General features: G+C 70.9%; 16 protein-coding genes. 14 read left to right on the forward strand and 2 right to left on the reverse strand.

The window, feature by feature from the left end:
* Positions 1 to 3 precede the first annotated feature (3 nt).
* Positions 4 to 849 (forward strand): diaminopimelate epimerase, encoded by an 846-nt coding sequence (dapF, locus tag V6U88_RS16840; protein ID WP_334454075.1) that lies wholly within the window; start codon positions 4 to 6, stop codon positions 847 to 849.
* Positions 850 to 995: 146 nt separating this feature from the next.
* Here dapF and V6U88_RS16845 read toward each other — a convergent pair whose 3' ends face one another.
* On the reverse strand, positions 996 to 2,468 hold the full coding sequence (locus V6U88_RS16845; protein WP_334454077.1) for an NAD-dependent malic enzyme: 1,473 nt from the start codon (positions 2,466 to 2,468) through the stop codon (positions 996 to 998).
* Positions 2,469 to 2,646: 178 nt separating this feature from the next.
* Here V6U88_RS16845 and hflX point away from each other — a divergent pair, with 178 nt between their 5' ends.
* Both hflX and V6U88_RS16855 read left to right on the forward strand, forming a co-directional pair.
* On the forward strand, positions 2,647 to 4,092 hold the full coding sequence (gene hflX / locus V6U88_RS16850) for a GTPase HflX (RefSeq protein WP_334454079.1): 1,446 nt from the start codon (positions 2,647 to 2,649) through the stop codon (positions 4,090 to 4,092).
* A 49-nt stretch (positions 4,093 to 4,141) separates the two neighbouring features.
* Positions 4,142 to 5,875 (forward strand): hypothetical protein, encoded by a 1,734-nt coding sequence (locus tag V6U88_RS16855; protein WP_334454081.1) that lies wholly within the window; start codon positions 4,142 to 4,144, stop codon positions 5,873 to 5,875.
* Positions 5,876 to 5,979: 104 nt separating this feature from the next.
* On the opposite strand, the gene lexA is transcribed toward V6U88_RS16855, so the two are convergent.
* On the reverse strand, positions 5,980 to 6,765 hold the full coding sequence (gene lexA, locus V6U88_RS16860) for a transcriptional repressor LexA (RefSeq protein ID WP_334454083.1): 786 nt from the start codon (positions 6,763 to 6,765) through the stop codon (positions 5,980 to 5,982).
* Between the two features lie 573 nt (positions 6,766 to 7,338).
* Between lexA and nrdR the strand changes: the two genes are divergently transcribed.
* The 11 genes from nrdR to V6U88_RS16915 all read left to right on the forward strand — a co-directional run bounded on the left by nrdR (position 7,339) and on the right by V6U88_RS16915 (position 23,758).
* A complete protein-coding gene (gene nrdR, locus V6U88_RS16865) occupies positions 7,339 to 7,824 on the forward strand; it encodes a transcriptional regulator NrdR (RefSeq protein ID WP_334454085.1) in 486 nt (161 codons plus the stop codon).
* Positions 7,825 to 7,892: 68 nt separating this feature from the next.
* Positions 7,893 to 10,772 (forward strand): vitamin B12-dependent ribonucleotide reductase, encoded by a 2,880-nt coding sequence (locus V6U88_RS16870; protein WP_334454330.1) that lies wholly within the window; start codon positions 7,893 to 7,895, stop codon positions 10,770 to 10,772.
* Between the two features lie 132 nt (positions 10,773 to 10,904).
* Positions 10,905 to 11,687: a hypothetical protein gene (locus tag V6U88_RS16875; protein ID WP_334454087.1), complete on the forward strand. Its 783-nt coding sequence runs from the start codon at positions 10,905 to 10,907 to the stop codon at positions 11,685 to 11,687.
* Between the two features lie 11 nt (positions 11,688 to 11,698).
* The gene (locus V6U88_RS16880) at positions 11,699 to 12,109 is read left to right on the forward strand and encodes a tyrosine-type recombinase/integrase (RefSeq protein WP_334454089.1); all 411 of its coding nucleotides are present in this window, start codon (positions 11,699 to 11,701) and stop codon (positions 12,107 to 12,109) included.
* Entirely contained in the window at positions 12,067 to 12,417 is a 351-nt protein-coding gene (locus tag V6U88_RS16885; protein ID WP_334454091.1) for a hypothetical protein, read from the forward strand. The genes V6U88_RS16880 and V6U88_RS16885 overlap by 43 nt, the downstream gene beginning before the upstream one ends.
* 347 nt (positions 12,418 to 12,764) lie before the next feature.
* Positions 12,765 to 13,370: a vWA domain-containing protein gene (locus V6U88_RS16890; protein ID WP_334454093.1), complete on the forward strand. Its 606-nt coding sequence runs from the start codon at positions 12,765 to 12,767 to the stop codon at positions 13,368 to 13,370.
* Positions 13,370 to 14,758 carry a protein kinase domain-containing protein gene (locus tag V6U88_RS16895; RefSeq protein WP_334454095.1) on the forward strand — a complete coding sequence of 463 codons (1,389 nt, stop codon included), beginning with the start codon at positions 13,370 to 13,372 and terminating at the stop codon, positions 14,756 to 14,758. Before V6U88_RS16890 ends, V6U88_RS16895 begins: the two co-directional genes overlap by 1 nt.
* Positions 14,740 to 18,054, forward strand: a complete 3,315-nt coding sequence (locus V6U88_RS16900) for a DEAD/DEAH box helicase (protein ID WP_334454097.1) — start codon at positions 14,740 to 14,742, stop codon at positions 18,052 to 18,054. The genes V6U88_RS16895 and V6U88_RS16900 overlap by 19 nt, the downstream gene beginning before the upstream one ends.
* Before the next feature lie 82 nt (positions 18,055 to 18,136).
* Positions 18,137 to 19,579 carry a hypothetical protein gene (locus V6U88_RS16905; RefSeq protein WP_334454099.1) on the forward strand — a complete coding sequence of 481 codons (1,443 nt, stop codon included), beginning with the start codon at positions 18,137 to 18,139 and terminating at the stop codon, positions 19,577 to 19,579.
* A complete protein-coding gene (locus V6U88_RS16910) occupies positions 19,572 to 21,905 on the forward strand; it encodes an AAA family ATPase (RefSeq protein ID WP_334454101.1) in 2,334 nt (777 codons plus the stop codon). The genes V6U88_RS16905 and V6U88_RS16910 overlap by 8 nt, the downstream gene beginning before the upstream one ends.
* Positions 21,905 to 23,758, forward strand: coding sequence for a DUF2357 domain-containing protein (locus V6U88_RS16915; protein WP_334454103.1), 1,854 nt, complete (start codon positions 21,905 to 21,907; stop codon positions 23,756 to 23,758). Before V6U88_RS16910 ends, V6U88_RS16915 begins: the two co-directional genes overlap by 1 nt.
* The last annotated feature ends 11 nt before the right edge of the window (positions 23,759 to 23,769 follow it).

Consider the following 23,769-nt stretch of genomic DNA (forward strand, 5'->3'; position numbering starts at 1 on the left):
GGCGTGGAGTTCACCAAGGGCCACGGCACCGGCAACGACTTCGTCATCCTGCCCGACCCGGACGGGGCGCTCGACCTGACGCCAGAGCTGGTCGCCGCGATCTGCGACCGGCGGCGCGGCGTCGGCGGCGACGGCGTGCTGCGGGTGGTGCGGGCGGCGAAGCACCCCGAGGGCGCCGGCCTGGCCGACGAGGCCGAGTGGTTCATGGACTACTGGAACTCCGACGGGTCGTTCGCCGAGATGTGCGGCAACGGCGCCCGGGTCTTCGTCCGCTATCTGCTGGAGACCGGGCTGGCCACGCCCGCCGGCGCGGCGCTGCCGGTGGCCACCCGGGCCGGCCTGGTGCGCGCGCGCATCGAGGGAGACGCCATCGCCGTCGAGATGCGCCGCCCCCGGGTGTACGACGCCTCGACCGCCACCCTGGGCGGGCTGACCCTGCCCGGCGCGGCGGTGGACGTCGGCAACCCGCACCTGGTCTGCGCGCTGCCGGCCGGGCTGGAGTTGACCACCCTCGACCTCACCCGGGCACCCGAGTACGACGCCGGGGTCTTCCCGAGCGGGGTGAACGTCGAGTTCATCACGCCGGCCGAGCCGGTCGCCGGCGCCGACGGGCACGTGCTCATGCGGGTCTACGAGCGGGGCTCGGCGGAGACGCTCTCCTGCGGCACCGGCGCCTGCGCGGTGGCCGCGGTGGCCCTGCGCGACGACGCCCGGGACACCGGCACGGTCGCGGTAGACGTTCCCGGCGGCCGCCTGACGGTCACCGTCACCGACGATTCCTGCTGGCTGGCCGGCCCGGCCGTCCTGGTGGCCACCGGCACCATCACCCCCGCCACCCTCCTCCCCTGACCCACCCCACCCACCCCGCCCCGCCGTCCACTCCGTCGATCATGAAGTTGGCGGTGCGGAATGTCCGTTCCGCTGCCGCCAACTTCATGATCACCGCGGCGTGGGGCGTGGGCGTGGGCGTGGGTGGGGGTGGGGGTGGGGTGGGGTCAGGGGGTGGCGGCGGCGTTGGCGGCGATCTCGGGGAGGTCGGCCGGGCCGGAGTCGGCCACCGGACGGGCGGTGGCGGCCGGGTTCTGGGCGGCGGCGCGGACGGCGGCGGCGACGGCCGGGGCGACCCGGGCGTCGAAGACGCTCGGCACGATCACCGTCGGGTTGATCTTGTCCTCGCCGACCACGTCCGCGATCGCCCGGGCCGCGGCGATCGCCATCTCCTCGGTGAACTCCTCGGCGTGCGCGTCGAGCATGCCCCGGAACACGCCGGGGAAGGCGAGCACGTTGTTGATCTGGTTCGGCTGGTCCGAGCGGCCGGTGGCGACCACCGCGGCGTGCTTGCGCGCCTCCCGCGGGTCGACCTCCGGGTCCGGGTTGGCCAGCGCGAAGACGATCGCGTCCTTCGCCATGGTGGCGATGTCGTCGCCGGTGAGCAGGTTCGGCGCGCTCACCCCGATGAAGACGTCCGCGCCGCGGACCGCCCCGGGCAGGTCGCCGGCGTAGTTCTCCTTGTTGGTGTGCTCCGCCAGCCACTGCCAGGCCGGGTTCAGGTCGGGCAGGCCGCGGTGCAGGGCGCCCTGCCGGTCGTACGCGATGATGTCGCCCACGCCCTGGCGCAGCAGCAGCTTCATGATCGCGGTGCCGGCCGCGCCGGCCCCGGAGACGACCACTCGGACGTCCGAGAGCTGCTTGCCCACGACGCGCAGCGCGTTGGTCAGCGCGGCGAGCACGCAGATCGCGGTGCCGTGCTGGTCGTCGTGGAAGACCGGGATGTCCAGCGCCTCGCGCAGCCGGGCCTCGATCTCGAAGCAGCGCGGCGCGGCGATGTCCTCCAGGTTGATCCCGCCGTACGCGGGCGCGATCGCCTTGACGATCTGCACGATCTCGTCGGTGTCCTGGGTGTCGAGCACCACCGGCCAGGCGTCCACCCCGCCGAAGCGCTTGAACAGCGCCGCCTTGCCCTCCATCACCGGCAGCGACGCCGCCGGCCCGAGGTTGCCCAGGCCGAGTACGGCCGAGCCGTCGCTGACCACCGCGACGGTGTTGCGCTTGATGGTCAACCGGCGGGCGTCGGCCGGGTTCTCCGCGATCGCCATGCAGACCCGCGCCACCCCCGGGGTGTACGCGCGGGACAGCTCGTCGCGGTTGCGCAGCGCGACCTTCGGGGTGACCTCGATCTTGCCGCCGAGGTGCAGCAGGAACGTCCGGTCGGAGACCTTGCGCACGTCCACGCCGTCCAGCGCGGTCAGCGCGTCGACCACCTGGTCGGCGTGGCTGGCGTCGGCGGTGTCACAGGTGAGGTCGACGATGACGCTGGTCGGGTCGGAGTCGACCACGTCCAGTGCGGTGACGATCGCCCCGGCCTCGCCGACCGCGGTGGTCAGCCGGCCGATCGAGGAGGCGTCCGCGGGTACCGCGATCCGGATCGTGATCGAAAATCCGGCACTCGGTAGTCGGGTGATTGCCACGGGGTCCCTCCGTCGACGCTGAGCGGCTCGCCAGGCATTTCTACCCGCCTACCGAGGTCGCCCGGCATCCGCCCCCGACTTTTGCCATCTCACCCACGGCGGGCATATAGCAGGTGCGTCCGGCGTTGACACATGTCAGGATTACTTTTCTTAGCGTCAAAACGGACAGGAGACCGGTTTGCGGAACCAGGAGAGCTTCGTGCCCTTCGAGGACGAGGAGCTCGATGTCACCACCGGCGAGATGGAACTGTCGGAGCGTCAGTCGCTGCGGCGCGTCCCCGGCCTCAGCACCGAACTCACCGACATCACCGAGGTCGAGTACCGGCAGCTGCGCCTGGAGCGGGTGGTCCTGGTGGGCGTCTGGACCGAGGGCACGCAGAGCGACGCCGAGAACTCGCTGACCGAGCTGGCGGCGCTGGCCGAGACGGCCGGCTCGCAGGTGCTCGAAGGGCTGATCCAGCGGCGGACCCGCCCGGATCCGGCCACCTACATCGGCCGGGGCAAGGTCGACGACCTCGGCGCGATGGTCCTCGCCACCGGCGCGGACACCGTCATCTGCGACGGTGAGCTGTCGCCGTCCCAGCTTCGCAACCTGGAGCAGCGCACCAAGGTCAAGGTCGTCGACCGGACCGCGCTGATCCTCGACATCTTCGCCCAGCACGCCAAGAGCAAGGAGGGCAAGGCGCAGGTCGAGCTGGCCCAGCTCGAATACCTGCTGCCGCGTCTGCGCGGTTGGGGTGAGACGCTGTCCCGGCAGACCGGTGGTTCCGGTCGCGGCGGCGGCGCCGGCGGCGGCGTGGGTCTGCGTGGTCCCGGTGAGACCAAGCTGGAGACCGACCGGCGCCGGATCCGCACCCGCATCTCCCGGCTGCGCCGCGAGATCAAGGGCATGAAGACGGTACGCCAGACCAAGCGCGCCCGCCGTTCCCGTAACGCCGTGCCCGCGGTCGCCATCGCCGGCTACACCAATGCCGGCAAGTCGAGCCTGCTCAACCGGCTGACCGGCGCGGGCGTGCTGGTCGAGAACGCGCTCTTCGCCACCCTCGACCCGACCACCCGCAAGGCCACCACCTCCGACGGCCGGCTCTACACCCTCTCCGACACGGTCGGTTTCGTCCGGCACCTGCCGCACCAGATCGTCGAGGCGTTCCGCTCGACCCTGGAGGAGGTCGCCGAGGCGGATCTGGTGGTGCACGTCGTCGACGGCACCCACCCCGACCCGGAGGAGCAGGTCCGCGCGGTCCGCGAGGTGCTCGCCGAGGTCGGTGCCGACCGGCTGCCCGAGCTGCTGGTGGTCAACAAGACCGACGCGGCCGACGAGGACACCCTGCTGCGGCTCAAGCGGCTCTGGCCGGACGCGGTGTTCGTCTCCGCGCACACCGGGCGCGGCCTCGACGGGCTGCGCCAGACCGTGGAGGAGCGGCTGCCCCGCCCGGCGGTGGAGGTCCGCGTGGTGCTCCCGTACGACCGGGGTGACCTGGTGGCCCGGCTGCACCGCCAGGGCGAGGTGCTGAGCACCTCCCACCTGCCCGAGGGCACCCTGTTGCACGTGCGTGTCGGTGCGGCGCTCGCCGCCGAGCTGGAGCCGTACGCCACCACGGAGGCGGTCGCCGGGGCGCGGTAGCGCTCCCGGCGTGACACTCCCATCCACCGCGGCATGCGACACTGACGCCATGCGCCGCGCTGTTTCTTCGGTCACGGTTGCCCTCGGCCTGCTGGGGGCGACCGTGGCGTCCACAGGTGTCGCCGTCGCGGCACCGGCGACCTCCGCTCCCGCGCCGAAGAAGCGCTGCACCGTGACCGACGAGCGGCTGCGCGAGATGTCCGGGCTGGTGGCAACCAAGAGCGGCTACATCGTGGTCAACGACAGCTCGCTGCAGGAGAGCCGAAAGCGGGTCTTCTACCTCGACACGAAGTGCCGGATCTCGAAGGAGCCGGTCCGTTACTCCGGCGACGGCCCCTTCGACACCGAGGACCTGGCCGTCTCGCCGAACGGCAAGACGCTCTGGATCGCCGACATCGGCGACAACCCGGGCAAGGACCGACGCAGCCGGATCGCGGTGTGGACCATGCCGCTCGATGGGGGCAAGGCGCCGGTGCTGCACCGGCTGTCGTACCCGGAGGGGAAGCCGCACGACGCCGAGGCGCTGCTCGTCGGCGCCGACAACCTGCCCCTGGTGATCACCAAGGTGCCCAGCGGCAAGGCCGGGATCTACACGCCGACCGGAAAGCTGCGCAACGGCGACACCGAGCCGGTGCCGATGAAGAAGGTCGGCGAGATCGCGCTGCCGGAGACCAGCACCGACAACCCGATGAACATCTTCGGCCGGGTGGCGATCACCGGGGCGGCCCGCTCGCCGGACGGCTCGAAGGTGGTGCTGCGCACCTACGCGGACGCCTTCGAGTACGACGTGACCGGCGACGACATCGTGGCGGCGCTGACCACGGGCAAGCCGCGGGTCACCCCGCTGAGCGACCCGTTCGGGGAGGCGATCTCCTACACCCCGGACGGGAAGACGTTCCTGACCGTCTCGGACGCCGGCACGCTCAGCGCCGACGACCAGATCGACATCCTCGCGTACACCCCGTCGAAGACCGGTGCCGAGGCGCTGGCCAAGGGCGCCGACGCCAAGAAGCCGGCGGCGGAGAAGTCCTGGTTCGACACGCTCAGCCTGGACCAGATCACCTACCTGATCGGGGCGATCGGCGTGCTGGGCGCGCTGCTCGTCGCCGCGGGCATCATCGGCATCCTGCGGTCCCGGCGCCGCCCCGCCCCGACGGACGACAGCCGGGACGACCGGGACGGCGACGACGTGTTGTCCTCGGGAGCGATCGACCGGGGTCCCGACGACGGCTTCGGTCCGGGCGACGCCGGCCGGGACGGCCCCCGCGGCGGCGTCTACGGCGGCGCTCCGGCGGGCGGCGGCGTCTACGGCGCTCCCAAGCCGGCCGGTGGTGCCCCGGGCCGGCCGGGGGGCGGCGTGTACGGCGGCGCCCGCCCCGGCGCGGCACCGGGTGCCGGCCGTCCCGACGGGCCCGGCGCGCCGGGTGGAGGGCGTCCGGCCGGGCCGGGCGGCCGTCCCGGTGGCGGCGTCTACGGCGGCGGCCGGCCGGCGGGCGGCGGTGTCTACGGCGGTGCCCCGGCGGGCGCCGCCCAGGGCGGCCCTGGCCCGCGTGCCGGTGGCCCCGGTGGCCCGCCCAGCGGCGGTGGCCCGCGCGGCGGCGCACCCAACGGCGGCGGTCCGCGCGGCGGCGGCGGTGTCTACGGCGCCGGCGGTCGGTCGGAACCGCCGCGTCGCCACCCCCGGGATCCGCGCTCCGGTCCGCGCCACGACGAGGGGTACGACGAGCGGCGCGGCGGACAGTACGGGTACGGGCAGCCGCCCGGCCGGGGCGAGCGCTACTGAGACCAGCGCCGCCGCGCCCCACTTGGCCGCGACTGCGCGAAGAGGCGAGACGACGACGGGTGGCCGCCCCCGCAGGGGCGGCCACCCGTCGTGCGAATGTGGGGTCAGATCCGGCGCAGCACCGCGACGACCCGGCCCATGATGGTGGCGTCGTCGCCGGGGATCGGGTCGAAGGCCGGGTTCTGCGGCATCAGCCAGACGTGCCCGTCGCGGCGCCGGTAGGTCTTGACCGTCGCCTCGCCGTCCAGCATGGCGGCCACGATCTCACCGGAGTCGGCGGTCGGCTGCTGCCGGACCACCACCCAGTCGCCGTCGCAGATCGCCGCGTCGAGCATCGAGTCGCCCTTGACCTGAAGCATGAAGACCTCGCCCTCACCGACCAGCTCGCGGGGGAGGGGGAAGATGTCCTCCACCGCCTGCTCGGCGAGGATCGGCCCACCGGCGGCGATCCGACCCAGCATCGGCACGTACGCCGGGGTGGGCCGCTGGGAGCGGCTCAGCTCGTCGTCGACGGCGTCGCTGGGGGCCCGGACGTCCACCGCGCGCGGCCGGTTGGGGTCGCGGCGCAGGAAGCCCTTCTTCTCCAGCTCCTTGAGCTGGTAGGCGACGCTCGACGGGGAGACCAGGCCGACCGCCTCGCCGATCTCGCGCACGCTCGGCGGGTAGCCCTGCCGCTCGACCCAGCTGCGGATGAACTCCAGGATGCGGCGCTGCCGGGCGGTGAGGTCGACCGCGGCCGGGTCGGGGAAGCTGCTCACGACCGGGGTGACCGAACGCACGGCCGGCTGCCCGGTCCGGCTGCGCGCGGGGCGGGGGCGCCGAATGGCCGGCGGACCCGCCTCGGCGATCTGCTGCGGGTTCTTCTGCCGGCTGGCCCGGTCCTCGGTCACGTCCGTCCTCCCTGGTCGGCGCTGGGTGCCTTGTCGGCTCGTGGTGCATGCGGGGGTGTCGCGGGCCCGACGTCGTGCGACGCGCCCGGTCGTTCATGACCGTATAGGTGGGATCGGTCATTTTCAAACATCTGTACGACCTGCATCGGCGTGTCGGCGCGGTATTCCTGGAAACTCGAACGTGCGTTCTGATAAATGGTACGCCGTCGTCGAACCCCTGTTCGACCGAGAGGGTGCTTTCGCGGTGGCCGTCCGTTTCTCGCGTCCCGGCCGGACGGGCGGTAACCTCCCGCGGGCCGCGCCGTTGGGGATGTCGGCGGCCGGCGCGCGGTGGTTTCCGAGGTGACGCGCCGGACACGCCGCCCAACTTGACCACGCTTGGTCGGCGGCATACGGTCGACCCCTAGATGTAGTAGTCACACGGGCGTAAGTTGCCTACAGGTTGGGTTCGACTACCGACCGCACTCCCGTACCGTCGACGACGGCGACGGCCACCGATGGTGGTCCCGCCGGGTCGACGCGTGCCCGGAGACGGTCGGCGGGCGCCCACGGTCGATCAAAGGAGGTCCGGCTATGCGGTGTCCGTACTGCCGACACGCCGACTCCCGGGTGGTCGACTCGCGGGAGGCCGACGACGGGCAGCTGATCCGTCGTCGCCGCTCCTGCCCGGAGTGCGGCAAGCGGTTCACCACGGTCGAGGAGGCCGTGCTCGCGGTGGTCAAGCGCAGCGGGGTGACCGAGCCGTTCAGCCGGATCAAGATCATCGGCGGGGTGCGCAAGGCGTGCCAGGGCCGGCCGGTCGACGAGGACTCGATCGCGCTGCTGGCGCAGAAGGTCGAGGAGACCGTCCGGGCCAAGGGGGCCGCCGAGATCCCGAGCCACGAGGTGGGGTTGGCGATCCTGGGCCCGCTGCGGGACCTGGACGAGGTGGCCTACCTCCGCTTCGCCAGCGTCTACCGGTCCTTCGACTCGCTCGCCGACTTCGAGCGCGAGATCGAGACGCTGCGGGCCGCCGCACGGGCCCGCGAAGAGGCCGGCGCGGCCGGCCGTACCAGTTGATTTTTTGCGAATTTCTGACGGATGAACGACGCGCGGTGGGTGACCGCGCAGACGAGGGGGCGGATGAGATGGCGGGGGACGGCGTGACAACCAGTCGGTCGCGGACGAAGGCCGGCGCGGTGTCGGGGCTCAAGGTCCAGCGGGTCTGGACGACCGAGGGCGTGCACCCCTACGACGAGGTGGCGTGGGAGCGCCGCGACGTCGTGATGACGAACTGGCGGGACGGCTCGATCAACTTCGAGCAGCGCGGGGTGGAATTCCCCGAGTCCTGGAGCGTCAACGCGGCCAACATCGTGACCACCAAGTACTTCCGGGGCGCGGTGGGGACCCCGGAGCGCGAGTGGTCGCTCAAGCAGCTGATCGACCGGGTCGTCACCACCTACCGCAAGGCCGGTGAGGAGCACGGCTACTTCGCCACCGCCGCGGACGCCGAGGTCTTCGCGCACGAGCTGACCTGGATGCTGCTGCACCAGGTGTTCAGCTTCAACTCGCCGGTCTGGTTCAACGTCGGCACCCCGTCGCCGCAGCAGGTCAGCGCCTGCTTCATCCTCGCGGTCGACGACTCGATGGACTCCATCCTGGACTGGTACAAGGAGGAGGGGCTGATCTTCAAGGGCGGCTCCGGCTCCGGCGTCAACCTGTCCCGGATCCGTTCCTCCCGCGAGCTGCTCTCCTCCGGCGGCACCGCCTCCGGCCCGGTCAGCTTCATGCGCGGCGCCGACGCCTCCGCCGGGACCATAAAGTCCGGTGGCGCCACCCGGCGCGCGGCCAAGATGGTCATCCTCGACGTGGACCACCCGGACATCGAGGAGTTCGTGGTCACCAAGGCGCGCGAGGAGGACAAGATCCGCGCGCTGCGGGACGCCGGCTTCGACATGGACCTGGGCGGCGCCGACATCGTCAGCGTGCAGTACCAGAACGCCAACAACTCGGTCCGGGTCTCCGACGAGTTCATGACCGCGGTGGAGAACGGCGGCGGCTTCGACCTGCGCGGCCGGCTCGACGGGCAGACCATCGAGACGATCGACGCCAAGAAGCTGTTCCGCACCATCTCCCAGGCCGCCTGGGAGTGCGCCGACCCCGGCCTGCAGTACGACGACACCATCAACGACTGGCACACCTGCCCGGAGACCGGGCGGATCACCGCGTCGAACCCGTGCTCGGAGTACCTGCACCTGGACAACTCCTCGTGCAACCTGGCCTCGCTGAACCTGATGAAGTTCCTCCGCGCCGACGGCGGCTTCGAGGTGGAGAAGTTCGTCCGCTCGGTCGAGTTCGTCATCACCGCGATGGACATCTCGATCTGCTTCGCCGACTTCCCGACCGAGAAGATCGGCGAGACCACCCGCGCCTACCGGCAGCTCGGCATCGGGTACGCCAACCTGGGCGCGCTGCTGATGGCCTCCGGCCTGCCGTACGACTCGGAGCAGGGCCGCTCGGTCGCCGCGGCGATCACCTCGCTGATGACCGGCACCGCGTACCGCCGCTCGGCCGAGCTGGCCGGCATCGTCGGCGCGTACGAGGGCTACGCCCGCAACGCCGAGCCGCACAAGCGGGTCATGCGCAAGCACGCCGCCGCCAACGACGCGATCAAGCCGGCCGGTACGGTCGCCACCGCCATCCAGCGGGCGGCCACCAAGCAGTGGACCGAGGGCAACAAGGTCGGTGACAAGTTCGGCTGGCGCAACTCGCAGGCCAGCGTGCTCGCCCCCACCGGCACCATCGGCCTGATGATGGACTGCGACACCACCGGCGTCGAGCCGGACCTGGCGCTGGTCAAGTTCAAGAAGCTGGTCGGCGGCGGCTCGATGCAGATCGTCAACCAGACCGTGCCGCGCGCCCTGCGCAGCCTCGGCTACCCCGAGGAGCAGGTCGAGGCGATCGTCGAGCACATCGCCGACCACGGCCACGTGGTGGACGCCCCGGGCCTCAAGCCGGAGCACTACCCGGTCTTCGACTGCGCGATGGGCGAGCGTTCCATCGCCCCGATGGGGCACGTGCGGATGATGGCGGCGGTCCAGCCGTTCATCTCCGGCGCCATCTCCAAGACGGTCAACATGCCGGAGCAGGCCACCGTCGAGGACGTCGAGAAGATCTACTTCGAGGGCTGGAAGCTCGGTCTCAAGGCGCTGGCGATCTACCGGGACAACTGCAAGGTCGGCCAGCCGCTGTCGGTGGCGAAGCCGAACAAGGCCACCGAGCCGGCCGCCGTCGAGACCGCCGCCCCGGTGGTGGAGAAGGTCGTCGAGTACCGCCCGGTGCGCAAGCGGCTGCCGAAGAAGCGCCCGTCCGAGACGGTCAGCTTCTCCGTCGGCGGCGCCGAGGGCTACCTCACCGCGTCGTCCTACCCGGACGACGGCCTCGGCGAGGTCTTCCTCAAGATGTCGAAGCAGGGCTCGACCCTGGCCGGCGTGATGGACGCCTTCTCGGTGGCCATCTCGATCGGCCTGCAGTACGGCGTGCCGCTGGAGACGTTCGTCAGCAAGTTCACCAACATGCGCTTCGAGCCGGCCGGCATGACCGACGACCCGGACGTGCGGATGGCCGCCTCGGTGATGGACTACATCTTCCGTCGCCTGGCCTTGGACTTCCTGCCGTACGAGCGCCGCGCGGAGCTGGGCATCTTCACCGCCCAGGAGCGGGCCGCCCAGTTGCGGGCCGAGGCCGAGGCGGAGAGCGCCGGCACCGATCTCACCGCGATGGCGTCCTCGGCTCCGGTCGAGTCGCCGGAGCCGAAGACCGGTCCGGTCGCCCAGCCGGCCCAGGAGGTCGCCGAGGTGGCCGCCGCCAAGCCGGCGCCGGCGGTGGGCTCCTCCACCGAGCTGCTGGAGGCCGTGATCGGCAAGGCGGCCGACGCGCCGCTCTGCTTCACCTGCGGCACCAAGATGCGGCCGGCCGGTAGCTGCTACGTCTGTGAGGGCTGCGGCTCCACCAGCGGCTGCAGCTGAAAGGGCCGCGAGTTGCATCAAATGCAACATTTTGGCTTGAGTGGCAACATGACGTAATCGCAGGTCAGGAGGGGGGTCCGGAGATGTCGGATCCCCCTCCTGCGTCCTTGAGCAAGGTGCTTGCAACCGGGCTTGAGTCTCAACATTGTTGCATCTGATGCAACGGAGGCTTCTGTGGCGAGAGCAGCTGATCCGCCGGGTTCGGCGCACCTGGAGCTGGTCGACGGGGTCGTCCATCTGGACCCCAAGCCCGCCCTGCTGGAGGCGATGCTGGGTGGCTGGGTGCGCCAGCAGCAGGCCCGGTTCCTGAAGGACGCGACGATCGAGTCGCGCGTGCAGTTGGTGCGGCGGCTAGTGGGGTTCACCAACGTCTACCCTTGGGAGCGGCAGCCCACCGACGGCGAGGCTTTCATTGCCCACCTGCGCTCACCCAGCCGCAAACGCCCGATCAGGATGTCGACCGGCCGAGGCTATGAGGCGACGCTGACGCTGTTCAGGACCTTCCTGACCGACCGCCGCTACGGGTGGGCCGAGCAGTGCCTGGAGCGGTTCGGGCAGGCCCCGCAGCAGGTCTTCCACGAGGACAACCGGGTCGCCCACACTGTCGAGTACGAGGGCCAGCCGGGCCGCCGCCCGCTCACCTACGACGAGGTCCAGGCCCTGTTCGACGCCGTCGACGGCCGGGTGGAACAGACGCGCGCCCGCGGACGCAAGGGCGCGCTCACCGCGATGCGAGACGCCGCCCTGCTTAAAACTGTCTACGCCTACGGGCTCCGCCGGGCCGAGGCGCGAATGCTGGACCTGGCCGACCTGCGCCGCAACCCCAAGATCCCCAGTTCCGGCGGTTCGGCGGGCTGTATGTCCGCTACGGCAAGTCCTCCAACGGCAGCCCGCCCAAGCGGCGCACGGTGCTGACCGTCGTTGAGATGGACTGGATCGGCGACGTCCTCGACCACTGGCTTACCGAGGTCCGGCCGGCCCTGTCGCCGGGCAAGAACCCTGCGCTGTTCGTCACCGAACGGGCCAGCCGTCTGTCCCTCGGCCGGCTCAACGCGGCGTTCGTGCAGGCCAGGGATGACGCCGGGCTGCCACCCGAGCTCAACCTGCATTCACTGCGGCACAGTTACGTCACTCACCTCGTGGAGTTCAACTACCCCGAGAAGCTCATCTCGTTGCAGGTCGGCCACGCCTACGCGAGCGCCACGGCGATCTACATCGGGGTGTCGGACGAGTACCGCAACCGGCTGGTGCAGCGCTCGCTGAAGGACCGTCACCCGGATCTGTGGGAGCACGAATGGGCAAGAAAGTGGAGATCGTCTGGAACCTGCGCCGGCTGATGGCCACCCGGGACATGTTCCAGACCACCGACTTGGTCGGCCCGCTGGCCGAACGCGGTGTCCACCTGTCCCGTGAGCAGGTGTTCCTACCACGCAGTGTTCTTCCTCGGTCTCGACGACGAGCAATGGTGGGCACACGATCGAGACCGCGTCGCATCGACGTCGACCTTCTTTGTGGGGCTTCCCCGGCCGCCCAAAGCGTCATCTTCACGACCACTAGTCCGTACGCCCGCAAGGGCCGCATCGCCGACTTCTACGTCTTCACCATGCCCGATGACGCTGGCGTACCCGAGTTGGATCAAGGCTGAGGAGGGGCTCTGCAATCCGACGGTGAGGGTGCGGACCCTGGTCTGGCCCCGAGCGGCGACTTGCGGTGGACGGGGCAGCCGAGCGGTCATCGCGCGCCGATCGGCGACGTCACTGGCCCGCGTGACCTTTGGCGGGACCCCGCGGCATATGACATTCATCCTTATGGACGTTGACGTCCGGATTGAGTGTCTGCAATTCTGACTGGCTCCGCGCCGTCGCGAGAGGTTCGCCGATCTCGGGCGCAGGGCGTCGTTCGACGAATGGTGGGGGAGTGAACTTCGTGGTGGAACCCGCAATGGTACGGCCGGACACGCTGGCGTCCCGGCCCCGGAGGGCGCCCCGGCCGATGCCGGTGATCGTGTTGGCGGACGTCAGCGGCAGCATGGAGGGCGACAAGATTGTCCAGCTGAACCGGAGCATCGCGGCGATGTTCGACGCATTCGGCGCGGAGGACTCCGTTCGAGGTGAGATCCACGTGGCGGTGGTCGCCTTCGGCGGCGACGAGGCCGTGCTGCACCAGGCGATGGTCCCTGCGTCGCGAGCTGTCTGGGTCGATCTGACTCCGCGCGGCCGCACGCCAATGGGCAGCGCGTTCATCCGGGTCCGCGAGTTGCTCGACGACGCCGAGGCGGTGTCGGAGCGGGCGTTTCCACCGGCACTCGTGCTGGTCTCGGACGGCATGCCGACCGACGACTGGGAAGCGCCGTTGGACGACCTGCTGTCCTCGCGCTGGGGGAGCCGCGCGCTGCGGGTGGCCGTCGGCATCGGCACGGACCGGACGGCCGAAGCTGATGAGGTATTGCGCACGTTCAGCACGCCCGGCGTGGGCGTCCTGAGGACCGACCAGGTTCACGACATCAGCGGACTGTTCCGGTGGGTGACGGCCACCGTCACGACCACTCTGCACGAGCGCACGGGTCAACAGGCGGTGCGGCTGGAGGAGTTCGACTGATGGCCGGTCAGCTGGCGGCAGACTGGCCATCGAGCGTGCGGACGGCGCGCAGCGGTCAACATCTGGAACTGGTCCTCGATCCACCGCTGGGCCAAGGCGGCGAGGGCGTGGTGTTCCGCACCCACCACGGCGGGCTGGCGGTGAAGCTCTGCAACGGCGGCTCGGCGATGCGCCTTGAGGACCGCCTGGGCCGGCTGCGCTGGCTGCCGCTTCAGGGTGTCCCGATCTGTCGCCCCTTGGAGCCACTGGCCGCACCTCACGTCGGTTACGTGATGGAGCTTCTGCAGGACATGGTCGCGTTCAGTGCGGTCTGCGCACCTACAAGCGACGACGTCGCGGGCTGGTACGCGCAGGGTGGCGGGCTGCGCCGTCGGCTGCGGCTGCTCGCCCGGTGCGCCGCGATCCTCGGGACGCTGCACGACCGGGGCATCGTCTACGGCGACGTCTCGCCCGGCAACGTGCTCGTCTCCGCCCAGCCGGAGCACGACGAGGTGTGGCTCGTCGATGCGGACAACCTTCAGACGGAGAGCGGTCCCGGCTCATACCGCCTCATCACCGCCTACTACGCGGCGCCGGAGGTGCTGCGGGGCACATCCGGCAACACCGTGTTCAGCGACGTTTACTCGTTCGCGGTCCTGGCCTACGAGACCCTCACCACGAATCACCCGCTCATCGGGGACTACGTCGACCAGGGACCGGCTGAGCTGGAGGATGACGCCCAACACGGCCTCCTGCCTTGGATCGAGCACAGCACAGACGACCGGAACCGGACCACGTACGGCTACCCGGCCGAGCGGGTCCTGACGCGGCAGCTGCTGGCCCTGTTCCGGCGGACCTTCGAAGACGGCATACACGACCCCCGCTCCCGGCCAGGCGCCGGCGAATGGGCCGCCGCCCTCGACGGCGCGGCCGACCGGTGTGTGCAGTGTTCGAAGTGTCCGCACAGCTACGTTGTGGCGAAGGACCGCTGCCCGTGGTGCGGCGCCGATCGCCCGGCGGTCGTCCCGGTGCTGGTACGAGAACAGTTCCCCTGGCTCGGCGACCGGCGTCCACTGACGCTGGAGGACAAGAGCTTGACCTTGTTTGTTCAGGCGGACCGGCCGCTGCTCGTCACTGCTCGTACCGTGTACCGCGGGGCCGCAGATCCTCTTGCGGTGGTCGCTGAGGTTGACTGGGACGGTGGGGACAGCCTGGTCGTCCGGAACCGGGGCACTAGCGTAATCCGCCGGGTTCCGCCGAAGGGCGGCCTGGGGCGGTCGCTGTTGCCGGGCGGTCGCGCCGACGAGTCGCTGTCCGCGGCGTGGACGTGGCACTTCGGTGACGACAGCCGGCCGCACCGAATGCTGGTGCCGCAGCCAGCGGAGGTCACGTGTTCGCTGAGCAGTTGAGGCCGGGCGAGATCCGCATCGTGTCGCTGCCCACCGGCCCGGCCACTTCGGTCCCGCGGTGGCTAATTAAGCTCGCCGACAAGTACGCCAAGAACCGGGAGGTCGTGCTCCGCCACCGGACCGGCCGCGCGGAGTTCGAGGTGGCGCCCGCAATCGGCGGCGGCCAGCCGATCCGGCTTCCGGTCGCGGACCAGGAGACGGTGGATTGGCTCACCGCAGCTGGACGCACGGTCGTGTCGTGGGTCGTCGACGTCACCCCGCAGCAAATCGGCTTGCAGTGCCACGCGTTCGCTACCGCGGATATCGGAGCGAGCATGACCGTCGGCATTGATGACGGCGTGGCCGAGCAGGTGCGGATCGCCACTCAGCGGGCGGTGACGGGTTTCGACCCGATCCGGGACTGGTTGCGCGAGGAGTTCGCGCTTCCCGCGCTGCCGGGCCGGACCGAGGAGCGGTTCGTCCATAGCGGAGGTCCGGGGAGCGAGTTGGGGTCCGGCGTCCGCGCCCTCACTCTGCACGGTCGGCGATGGGTCGCCGACATCGCCCTCGCCGACGACGCCCTGCGCCTCGTGCGCCTCACCGACGCGTCTTCTCGGCAGCACGCTCGCTGGTTCCGGCTCAGCCCAATCGACCTGCGGTTTGTCGACCGGGGCGATGAGGCCGCCGCCAGTGAGGTCATCCGGGCCGCCTTGCAGGGGCTCACCTCGGACGGGCGGACATATCTGGACCTTTGGCAGGCGTACAACGAGATTGAGCGCGAGTCGCTGGTCGACGAAGCCCGGCGTATGGGTTCTGCCCGGTACCGCTCGTGTCAGGTCACCGCGGATGGGCTCTGGCGCTTCGAGCTGCAGCCCGACGACCGCGCCGCAGCCTTCCTCCGGGCGGTGGCCTCGTTCAGCGGAAAGCTGCAGCTAGAGGCGTCCGTCAACCTCCCGCCCGAGCTGCACGGCGGACGCGGCCGACCGGGTGCCGGCGTGCACGGCGAGGTGCGGTACGTGGTCAGGAACAACTGGACCGTCGACCTCGCCGTTGGCGGAGAGGACGCACCCCCGCCGACCGGCCACCTGTTCCGGTCGCTCTCCGGGGACCGGGTCCGCCTGCGCCGCCGAGACCTGGCCCGCGAACGGATTGAGACTGACCAGGCCGAGATGCCCGGGCTGCGGCTGCTTATCGAGGGGGTGCCGCGGCCGGGAGCGCATCCGCGCGCTGAGAGGGCTCACGAGAAGGCTATCGCTGCGGCTATCAATGGCTCTGATGGCCCGGCCCCCACCGACGTCCAGCGGGCCGCGCTGCGCATGGCGCTGGGAACTCCAGACGTCTTGCTCGTGCAGGGACCGCCGGGCACTGGCAAGACCCGTTTCATCGCGGACCTGCTGCGCTGCCTGGACGAGCTGGGCGAGCGCACGGTGTCGATGCAGCGGATCCTGCTTTCCAGCGTGCAGCACGACGCGGTCGACAACGTCGCCCGCAAGGCACGCCGGCACGGCCTTCCACCGACGCGGGTCGGGGCGCGGCCGGGCCGCGACTGGGAGAGCTCCCGCGAATGGCGCGACGGCGTGGTCGCGACGGTCGAGCGGTACCTGCAGGAGCACCGGCCTGCGTCCGCCCGCCACGACGCTGCGCGAAAGCTGCGGGAGCTCGCGTCGGCCTACGAGCGGCACCCGATGAGCGGTCCCGACCTGGTCGCGCTCCTCGGCACCGTCAAGGAGCTGGCGGGTACCCGCTTGCCCGGCGTGCTGCGGGACGAGCTCGACCACCTGCTGGCTGACCGGGCCGTGGTCGACCGGGTCGCCGTGACGCTGGCCGGCGACGAGCGGGAACGGCTGGCGCGGGAGGCGCGGTCGCTGCGCGTCACTGCGGTCGCGTTCGCCGACGACGGTCCGCAGCGCGCCGTCCGGGCGTTGCGCGAGCTGGACCGGCTGCTCGACAAGCCGGCCCGGCAGTTGCTGGAGGCCGCTGCGGAGGTCGGCGACAGCGGTGACGGCCTGCTGGCCGAACTCGCCGCGCTACGCGTCGAGCTGCTCGGTCGGCTCGCCGCCGACACCGCCTTGCTCCACGCGCCGATGCACGATCCCGACGTGGAGGCGCTGCTGCACCTCGTCGCGGACGCGGTGGCGGAGGAGGCCGCCGAGACTGCCGACAGCGCGGACGAGGTCCTGCTGGCCTACCGCGACGATCTGCGGGAGGACTTGGCCCTCGTGGAGTCGACGCTGGCCCGGTACAACGCCGTGCTCGCCTCGACCGTCCAGCAGTCGAACTCGGAGGAGATGTCGCGGCTGCTCGACGCGCCGCTGCCCGTGTTCGATACCGTCGTCGTTGACGAGGCGGCGCGGGCGAATCCGCTCGACCTGATGATCCCGATGGCGTTCGCTCGTCGGCGCATCGTCCTCGTCGGCGACCACAAGCAGCTGCCGCACGTCCTGGAGCAGAAGGTCGAGCGGGAGCTGCGCCGCAACCGCTCCCTCGACGGCTCGGAGCTGTCGCAAAGCCTTTTCGAGCGCTGGTTTGACCTGTTCGCCGACGAGAAGCCGGCGGCGCGAACGATCGTGCTGGACACGCAGTTCCGCATGCATCCCGCGCTCGGCCGGTTCGTGAGCGAGGTCTTTTACGGCGGCCCCGACGTGATCAAGCCCGATCCGTCGACAGCGCGGCTGACCCACGAGCTGTCGACCTACGCCGGCAAGGTGGCGGCCTGGATCGACGTGCCGCGACGGGACGGAGACGAGAAGCGGTCCGGGACGAGCTGGACCCGGCCCGCCGAGGCCCGTCGGCTGGTCCGGGAGCTGTCCGAGCTGGCCGAGCTGGACCGGGAGCGGCGACTGTCGTTCGGTGTAATCACGTTCTACAAGGCCCAGCAGGAGCTGCTGGAGGGTGAGTTGCAGCAGGCCGGGCTGGCCGTGGTCGACGACGACGGCACCTTCATGCCCGTGCCGGCGATGCAGTTCACGAACGAGGAGCGGCCGCGGCCGAGGCTGCGGGTAGGCACCGTGGACGCGTTTCAGGGCATGGAATTCGACGTCGTGCTGCTGTCCGTGACGCGCAGCAGTGAGGTCCCGCGGCCCTTGGGCGGTCCCGCCCAGGCCGTGCAGAGGTACGGGCACCTGCTCAGCGACAGCCGCATGTGCGTGGCGATGAGCCGACAACGCCGGTTGCTTATCGCCGTCGGGGACGCCGCCATGGCAGAACGGGCGGCCACGCCGGAGCTGCCAGGCCGGCCGGGCCGGTCCGTCGCCGAGGGTATTGTCGCGTTTCGCGAATTCTGTGAGGGGGTGCAGGGTGCCGGGATTCGGACCTGAGTGCCCGGTCGTCCGGCCCGAGTTCGCCGAGTTCCGGGGTCGGCAGCGGTGGCTCCTCTGGCCGGCGCTGCGGTACCGCGTCGTGTCGCCGCTGGTGCACGAGGATCGGCTCAACGTGTTCCAGGCAGCGGTGCTGGGCCTGGCCCGCGCTGGCCTGCGGGAGGCGGCCGACATCGGCCGGCTCCTCGGACTCCAGGACGACCTCGTCGAGTTGGTCCGCTCCGACCTGCGCGCGCTGAAGTACCTCGACCGGTACGGCGTCATCACGACAAACGGCCGCCACGTCCTGCAGGGTGGATTCCCCGACCCCACGCGGGTCATCACGACCTACGTCTACCAGGACGTGACGACCGGCACGCTCTGGCCGGCCTCGACCGTCGAACCGGCTCACTGCCAATGCGACTGGCAGAGTCGGACGGCGGCGACGCTGCAGCTGCGCAGCGCAGGCGCGCCGCTGCGGGTGCACGCGTTCGCCGTTTATCCCGGCGGCTGGAACAGTACCGAGCCACCGGCTCACGAGCAGGTCGTGGAGGCCGTCTCCCGCGGCGAAACCGCCAAACGGCAGGGCGGCGGACGGACGCGGCGTTGGCAGGCCGGCCCGCCCGAGCGGGTGGTTTCGCGCGTGTCAGTGATGACCGATGGGCAGCCGGTGTGGATCCCACTGCCACTGCTCGCCCGGACGCGCGACGAGGGTGGCGAAACCACGGTGACGTGGGACGCGATGAGCCCGTTCGGCGGGCACGCCAGCCCCTACCTTCGGCGGCTGGTGGCGACCCAGATCCAGCGGTCGGCCCGGCTGCGCGACCACATCCAACAGTTCATCGGCCGCCGTACTGAGGGCCTCCTGGCCGAGTCCGACCTCATCGAGGTCAAGCTGCGGCGCAGCATCGCCGAGACGCTCGAGCACCGGTTCACCGCCCGGGTACGCGACCACGACGCCGTGTTCGAGCTGCTCACGCTGCTCGAGCGAGAGATCGACCGGGCACGTCGGCGCGGCGACGGCAGTCCCGAGGTGGGCGACGTCGCGCGGTACTCCTGGCGGCTGCACGAGCTCGTGCTACGCGACCTCGTGGCTCGGCATCGGCCACCGCCACGGGTCGTCGAACAGCTGCGGGATCCACTCGCCCGGCAGCTCGGCACCTACTGCCGGCAGCTCGGCATGTCGTTCGGCGAACACGCGCGGCTCGGCGCGGTGGAGGCCGAAAAGCTCCGGCGGGGAATCCGACACCCTGACCGGGCGACGACCCCCGTGCTGCTGGCCGCCTCGCTCGTCAGCGCCGCCAACAGCACGCCCGACCATCCGTTCCGCCAGGTGGCCGCGGCTCGGCCGACGCTGCTCAGCGACCTCACGAATGTATCGAAGGACCGGAACACCGGTGGTGCGCACGCCGCCGCGGTGCCGTTAAACCTTGACTACGGTGAGACCGCCTGGCGGCTTGCGCAAGACACCGCGGCTGCCTACCTCGGCGTGCCGCTGCCCGATCTCCGGACGCCTAGCGAAAGGGACCGCTCCACCAATGGGTAGGCGAAAAAATAAGCCGAACTGGCCGCCGAATCAGCGCCGCTCGGCTCAGCAGGCGGCCGCTGACAAGATTGCCGACTTGGCGGTGGCCGATAGGCGGGCTGAGGACGACACGGAGGTCAGAGCTGCCCTCGCTGAGCAGGGGCTGGAGCCGACCACGAACGACGACGCGGTGCTGTCCGCGTACGACGCCCTGCTGCGCCAGGCCGCCGAATACGAGCGCGCAGCGAGAGCGGCTCGGGAACGGATGCAGACGGCCGCGGACGCGGAGGCCGCTGCGGACGCCGCCCGCCAGCGCCTCGACGTGGATCTCGCTGAGGCCGCCTCGGCCCGCGACGCCGCCGAGGCGCTCCGGGCCGAGGCCACCACCGAACTGGCGCAGCTGCGTCTCCGGAGCGAGCAGGTGAGCGCCCGCGAGCAGGAGGCCCGGGACGGATTCACTGCACAGGCCCAGGCGGCCCACGCCGAGCTCGATGCCGAGCTGGAACGCCGCCGGCAGGCGGCCCAGATCGAAGAGGAGGAGCGGCGGCGCGGGCTCGCCGAGGAGCACGCGGAACAGGTGGCCCGGCTGCAGGAGGACCGAGCGGCGCTCCGTCGCTCCGAGGAGGAGCTGAATGACCAACGCAGGACGGTGCTGGGACAGCAGTTCCAGTTGCAGCGCAAGCTCGACGACTTGGAGGCGGAGATTCAGGCACGCGCCGTGGCCGACGTCGCCGCTCTCGACCGCGAGCTGCAAGTCCTGCGGATCCAGTCCGACGCTCGGATCAAGACAATCGACGAGCTGCGCAAGCAGTTGGCCGACCGGGAGCAGCAACTGCTGCGGATCGGTGGCACTGATCCGCAGTACCTTCTCGACGAACGCGATCGGCTGGCCGCGGACAACGCCGAGCTGCGCGGCAAGCTCGCCGAGCGGCTGGCCGACGACGACCTGCACCGGCTGCGCCGGCTGGAGCAGCAGCACCGGGAGGTGACCGGCGAGCGCGACCGCCTCGCCTACCGAGTACAGGAGCTGGAGGGTGCTGCCCTCGCGAGCCGCATCAACAACCTGCAGTTGAAGCAGCTCAGCGACGCTGAGCGGCACTTCGAGGTGGTCGCCCGCGGCTACGAGAGTCGGATCGCCGAGCTGCACGGCACCGTCGAGCAGCTGACCCGGGATCGTCCCGACCCCGGCACGCCGCTCTTCCCCCGCTGCGTTGCGATGGACGACGACCCGCAGCTGAACGAGCCGGCAGCGATCAGCGCCGAGCGGCCCAACCTCTCGCAGCTGGCCCGGTCGCTGCAGGCGGTCATGTTCGCCGACAGCCGGCGGGCCTACCGGCTTAACGACGTGTGCGTCCTCCTCGGCGGACTGGCGATGAGCCGGCTGCACCTGTTGGAGGGCATGAGCGGTATCGGCAAGACGTCGTTGCCGGTCGCCCTCGCCAAGGCGCTCGGCACCGAGTGCACCGTCGTCGAGGTGCAAGCCGGCTGGCGCGACCGGACGGACCTCTTCGGACACCACAACACATTCGAGCGCCGCTTCGAGGAGTCCGAATTCCTCCAAGCCCTGTACCTCGCGCAGACGCCGAGGTACCGGGAACGGCCGTTCTTCATCGTTCTCGACGAGATGAACCTGGCCCGGCCGGAACAGTACTTCTCGGTCCTGCTCTCGAAGCTCGAGCACGAGGGCGAGCCGATCCAGCTGGTCACTCGCGGCACCGGCCGGGCACCGCAGTGGTTCGTGGACGGCTGGCGGATCCGCCTGCCCAGAAACGTCTGGTTCATCGGCACAGCGAACCAGGACGAGTCGACGCTGGAGTTCGCCGACAAGACCTACAACCGTGCGCACCTGATGGAGCTGCCGGCCCAGCGTCCCCGGCTGCCCCAGCCGGCCACGGTCCCGGAGATTGAGCCGTACGGTGCTGTCGCGCTGCGCAAGTCGTTCGAGCAGGCCAAGCAGGCGCACCGGACGGACACGGCCGAGGTGCGCGAATTCCTAGAGGTGGTAGCCGACGACCTGCGCGAGCACGGCCGGGCGGTCATGGGCCCGCGGCTTGAGCGCCAGCTTGAGGCCTTCGTGCCTGTCGTCGTAGCGGCCCACGCTGGCGACCCGGTCGTCGAGCGGCCCGAGGGCGAGGACAGCGGGCAGGACGGCCGGTCGCTCGCCGCCGATCACTTCCTGGCCCGGAAGGTCCTTCGGTCCCTGCGCGGTCGGTACGACGTCACCCCCGGCGGCCTCAGCAAGATCCGGGAGGCTATCTGCACCGCCTGGGAGCTCCGCAGGTTGCGCGGTGCCCCGGTGCGGTGCGTGCGGCTCCTTGACGACGAGCAGCGGCGCAGGGAAGGGTGATGGCCGACCGGCCCGGCGCACCTGACCCGCTCGTCGTCGGCACCGTCATCGACGTCGCCCGCGCGCTGGCCAGGAACACGACCCTCGGCACGTGGCTAGCTGACAACATGTTTGTGGCCGATGCGTCGCACCACGCCGAGTTGAGCCCGTTCGAGCGCGCCATTCTCGACGGGCTCGACGTTCTCGCCGACGTCTGCCTTCGACCCCACGACCGGCTCGACCGGGTGGACGAGCTGGTGCGGGCGGACCTGGCGCGCCGGGTGCCGCCTGCCGGTCTCGCCCGCCTGGCCGGGCACACCGAGGACTGGGCGGGCGTGGAGCACGGGCGCATCATGCCGCTGCGCGTGCTGTCGCAACGGTTCGCCGAAGACGTCGACTTTTACGAGAACCAGGTGGCCGCGCAGCTCGTGGACCGGCTCGGCGAGCACCTGACCCGGCGCATCCGCGAGCTGACTACGCTCGCCGACGGCCTGACCGACCTCGACGAGTACAACCGGGTGCTGAAACACGCGCGGTCGTGGCGCCGGCTCGACCGGGTCGCCCGCCTCGTCGCCAAGGCGGTCTCTGACACCACGGCGTCGGCGCTGGCGGTCGCCGAGACCCTCGACGTGTTCCGCCGTGCCCGGGCACGGCTTGCGGCGCTGCACGGATCGCCGGTGCTGCGGCGGGCCAACCGCCGGGTGCCCGTGCCGATCCGGCTCATGCGCACCAACCTGTTCCTAGGCGATGGGCGGTACCGGCAGATCGGCGCGCTCTGGGAGCTATGGGCGGTCCATGAGTCCTCCGTTTTGGCGGGCGTGAGGTCGGCGGAGCGTACGTTCCCCGAGGCGTACGCGCACTACGTCGCCGCGCTCTCCCTGCGTGCGCTGGCGATCCTCGGTTACCAGCCGGACGATCCGGCCGATGCACTGCCGGTCGTCGGCTCCACCGTGCTCCTGAGCGGTCCGGCCGGCAGTGTCACGTGGTCGATGGCGGAAGACGGAACCCTGCGTGTCGCCGCCGACGGACGGCACCTGGCCCAGCTGGCGCCGGTCGGCGACGACCTCGGCCAGCCCGCCGCCGAACGGGCGCGCGCCGCCGCGCTCGGCATGCAGGCCAACCCCACGATCGTGGTGTATCCGGGCCTCCGCGCCGCCCGGGCGGCATTGCCGTCCACCACGGGGCGCCTCGTGCACCCGGCCGGCTTCGGCGCGCTGCCCTGTCTGGTTCCTGTGACACCGCTAGAGATCGAGGGGGAGGAGCGACTTGCCCGGGCGCTGCGGTGGGTCCTGCAAGGCCGCCGGTTCGTCGCCGAGTATCCGCCCGCTGCAGAGCTGTCCGCGAGTGTGCCGAAGAGCAGCGATGGCTGGTGGCGCCCGGCTGGTCCGAGGCGCATCGCGGTGACCCGCCGGCCGTCGATGGACGAGGCGGAAGCGCTGGTCCGCGCAACAACCGGACGTGAGCGGGGCCCGCGGTCCACGGCGTCGTCGCTGCCAGGGGCTATGGCTGCGGTCGAGGCGGCGGCGCGGTCGTTCGACCTGTTCGAGACGTGCCCCATCTGTCACAGCACTATGACCGAGTTCGAGCCTCGGGACCGGAACACATTCCAATGCCGCTGTGAAGTCTGCTCGACGGGCTGGGGTACCCGGATCTGCGGATCGTGCGGCAAAGTCTATCCCGTTTTGTGGATGCACAACGTCCTGCCCGACGGGACCGGCGGCGATCGCCTCGACGTGACGGCGGGCGCCGACCTGCTCGCCGTGCCTTGCGTTGACGGCCGCCTTGCGCCGGGTGCCCGGTTCCGGTGTTCCTGGTGTCACGCCTGCGCGGGCCATCCCGGATGCGGTTGTCCGGTTGTTCCTGCCGCTGGCTAGGGCAGGCAGCA

Origin of the sequence: Micromonospora sp. CPCC 205739, assembly GCF_036906795.1 — a bacterium.
In the GTDB taxonomy this organism is placed as follows: Bacteria; Actinomycetota; Actinomycetes; order Mycobacteriales; family Micromonosporaceae; genus Micromonospora.

Coding starts and splice junctions, on each gene's coding strand:
- V6U88_RS16915 (WP_334454103.1), top strand. CDS start 21,905: ATGGCCGACCGGCCCGGCGCACCTGACCCGCTCGTCGTCGGCACCGTC.
- V6U88_RS16895 (WP_334454095.1), top strand. CDS start 13,370: ATGGCCGGTCAGCTGGCGGCAGACTGGCCATCGAGCGTGCGGACGGCG.
- V6U88_RS16890 (WP_334454093.1), top strand. CDS start 12,765: ATGCCGGTGATCGTGTTGGCGGACGTCAGCGGCAGCATGGAGGGCGAC.
- V6U88_RS16855 (WP_334454081.1), top strand. CDS start 4,142: ATGCGCCGCGCTGTTTCTTCGGTCACGGTTGCCCTCGGCCTGCTGGGG.
- V6U88_RS16880 (WP_334454089.1), top strand. CDS start 11,699: ATGGACTGGATCGGCGACGTCCTCGACCACTGGCTTACCGAGGTCCGG.
- V6U88_RS16910 (WP_334454101.1), top strand. CDS start 19,572: ATGGGTAGGCGAAAAAATAAGCCGAACTGGCCGCCGAATCAGCGCCGC.
- V6U88_RS16885 (WP_334454091.1), top strand. CDS start 12,067: ATGGGCAAGAAAGTGGAGATCGTCTGGAACCTGCGCCGGCTGATGGCC.
- V6U88_RS16870 (WP_334454330.1), top strand. CDS start 7,893: ATGGCGGGGGACGGCGTGACAACCAGTCGGTCGCGGACGAAGGCCGGC.
- nrdR (WP_334454085.1), top strand. CDS start 7,339: ATGCGGTGTCCGTACTGCCGACACGCCGACTCCCGGGTGGTCGACTCG.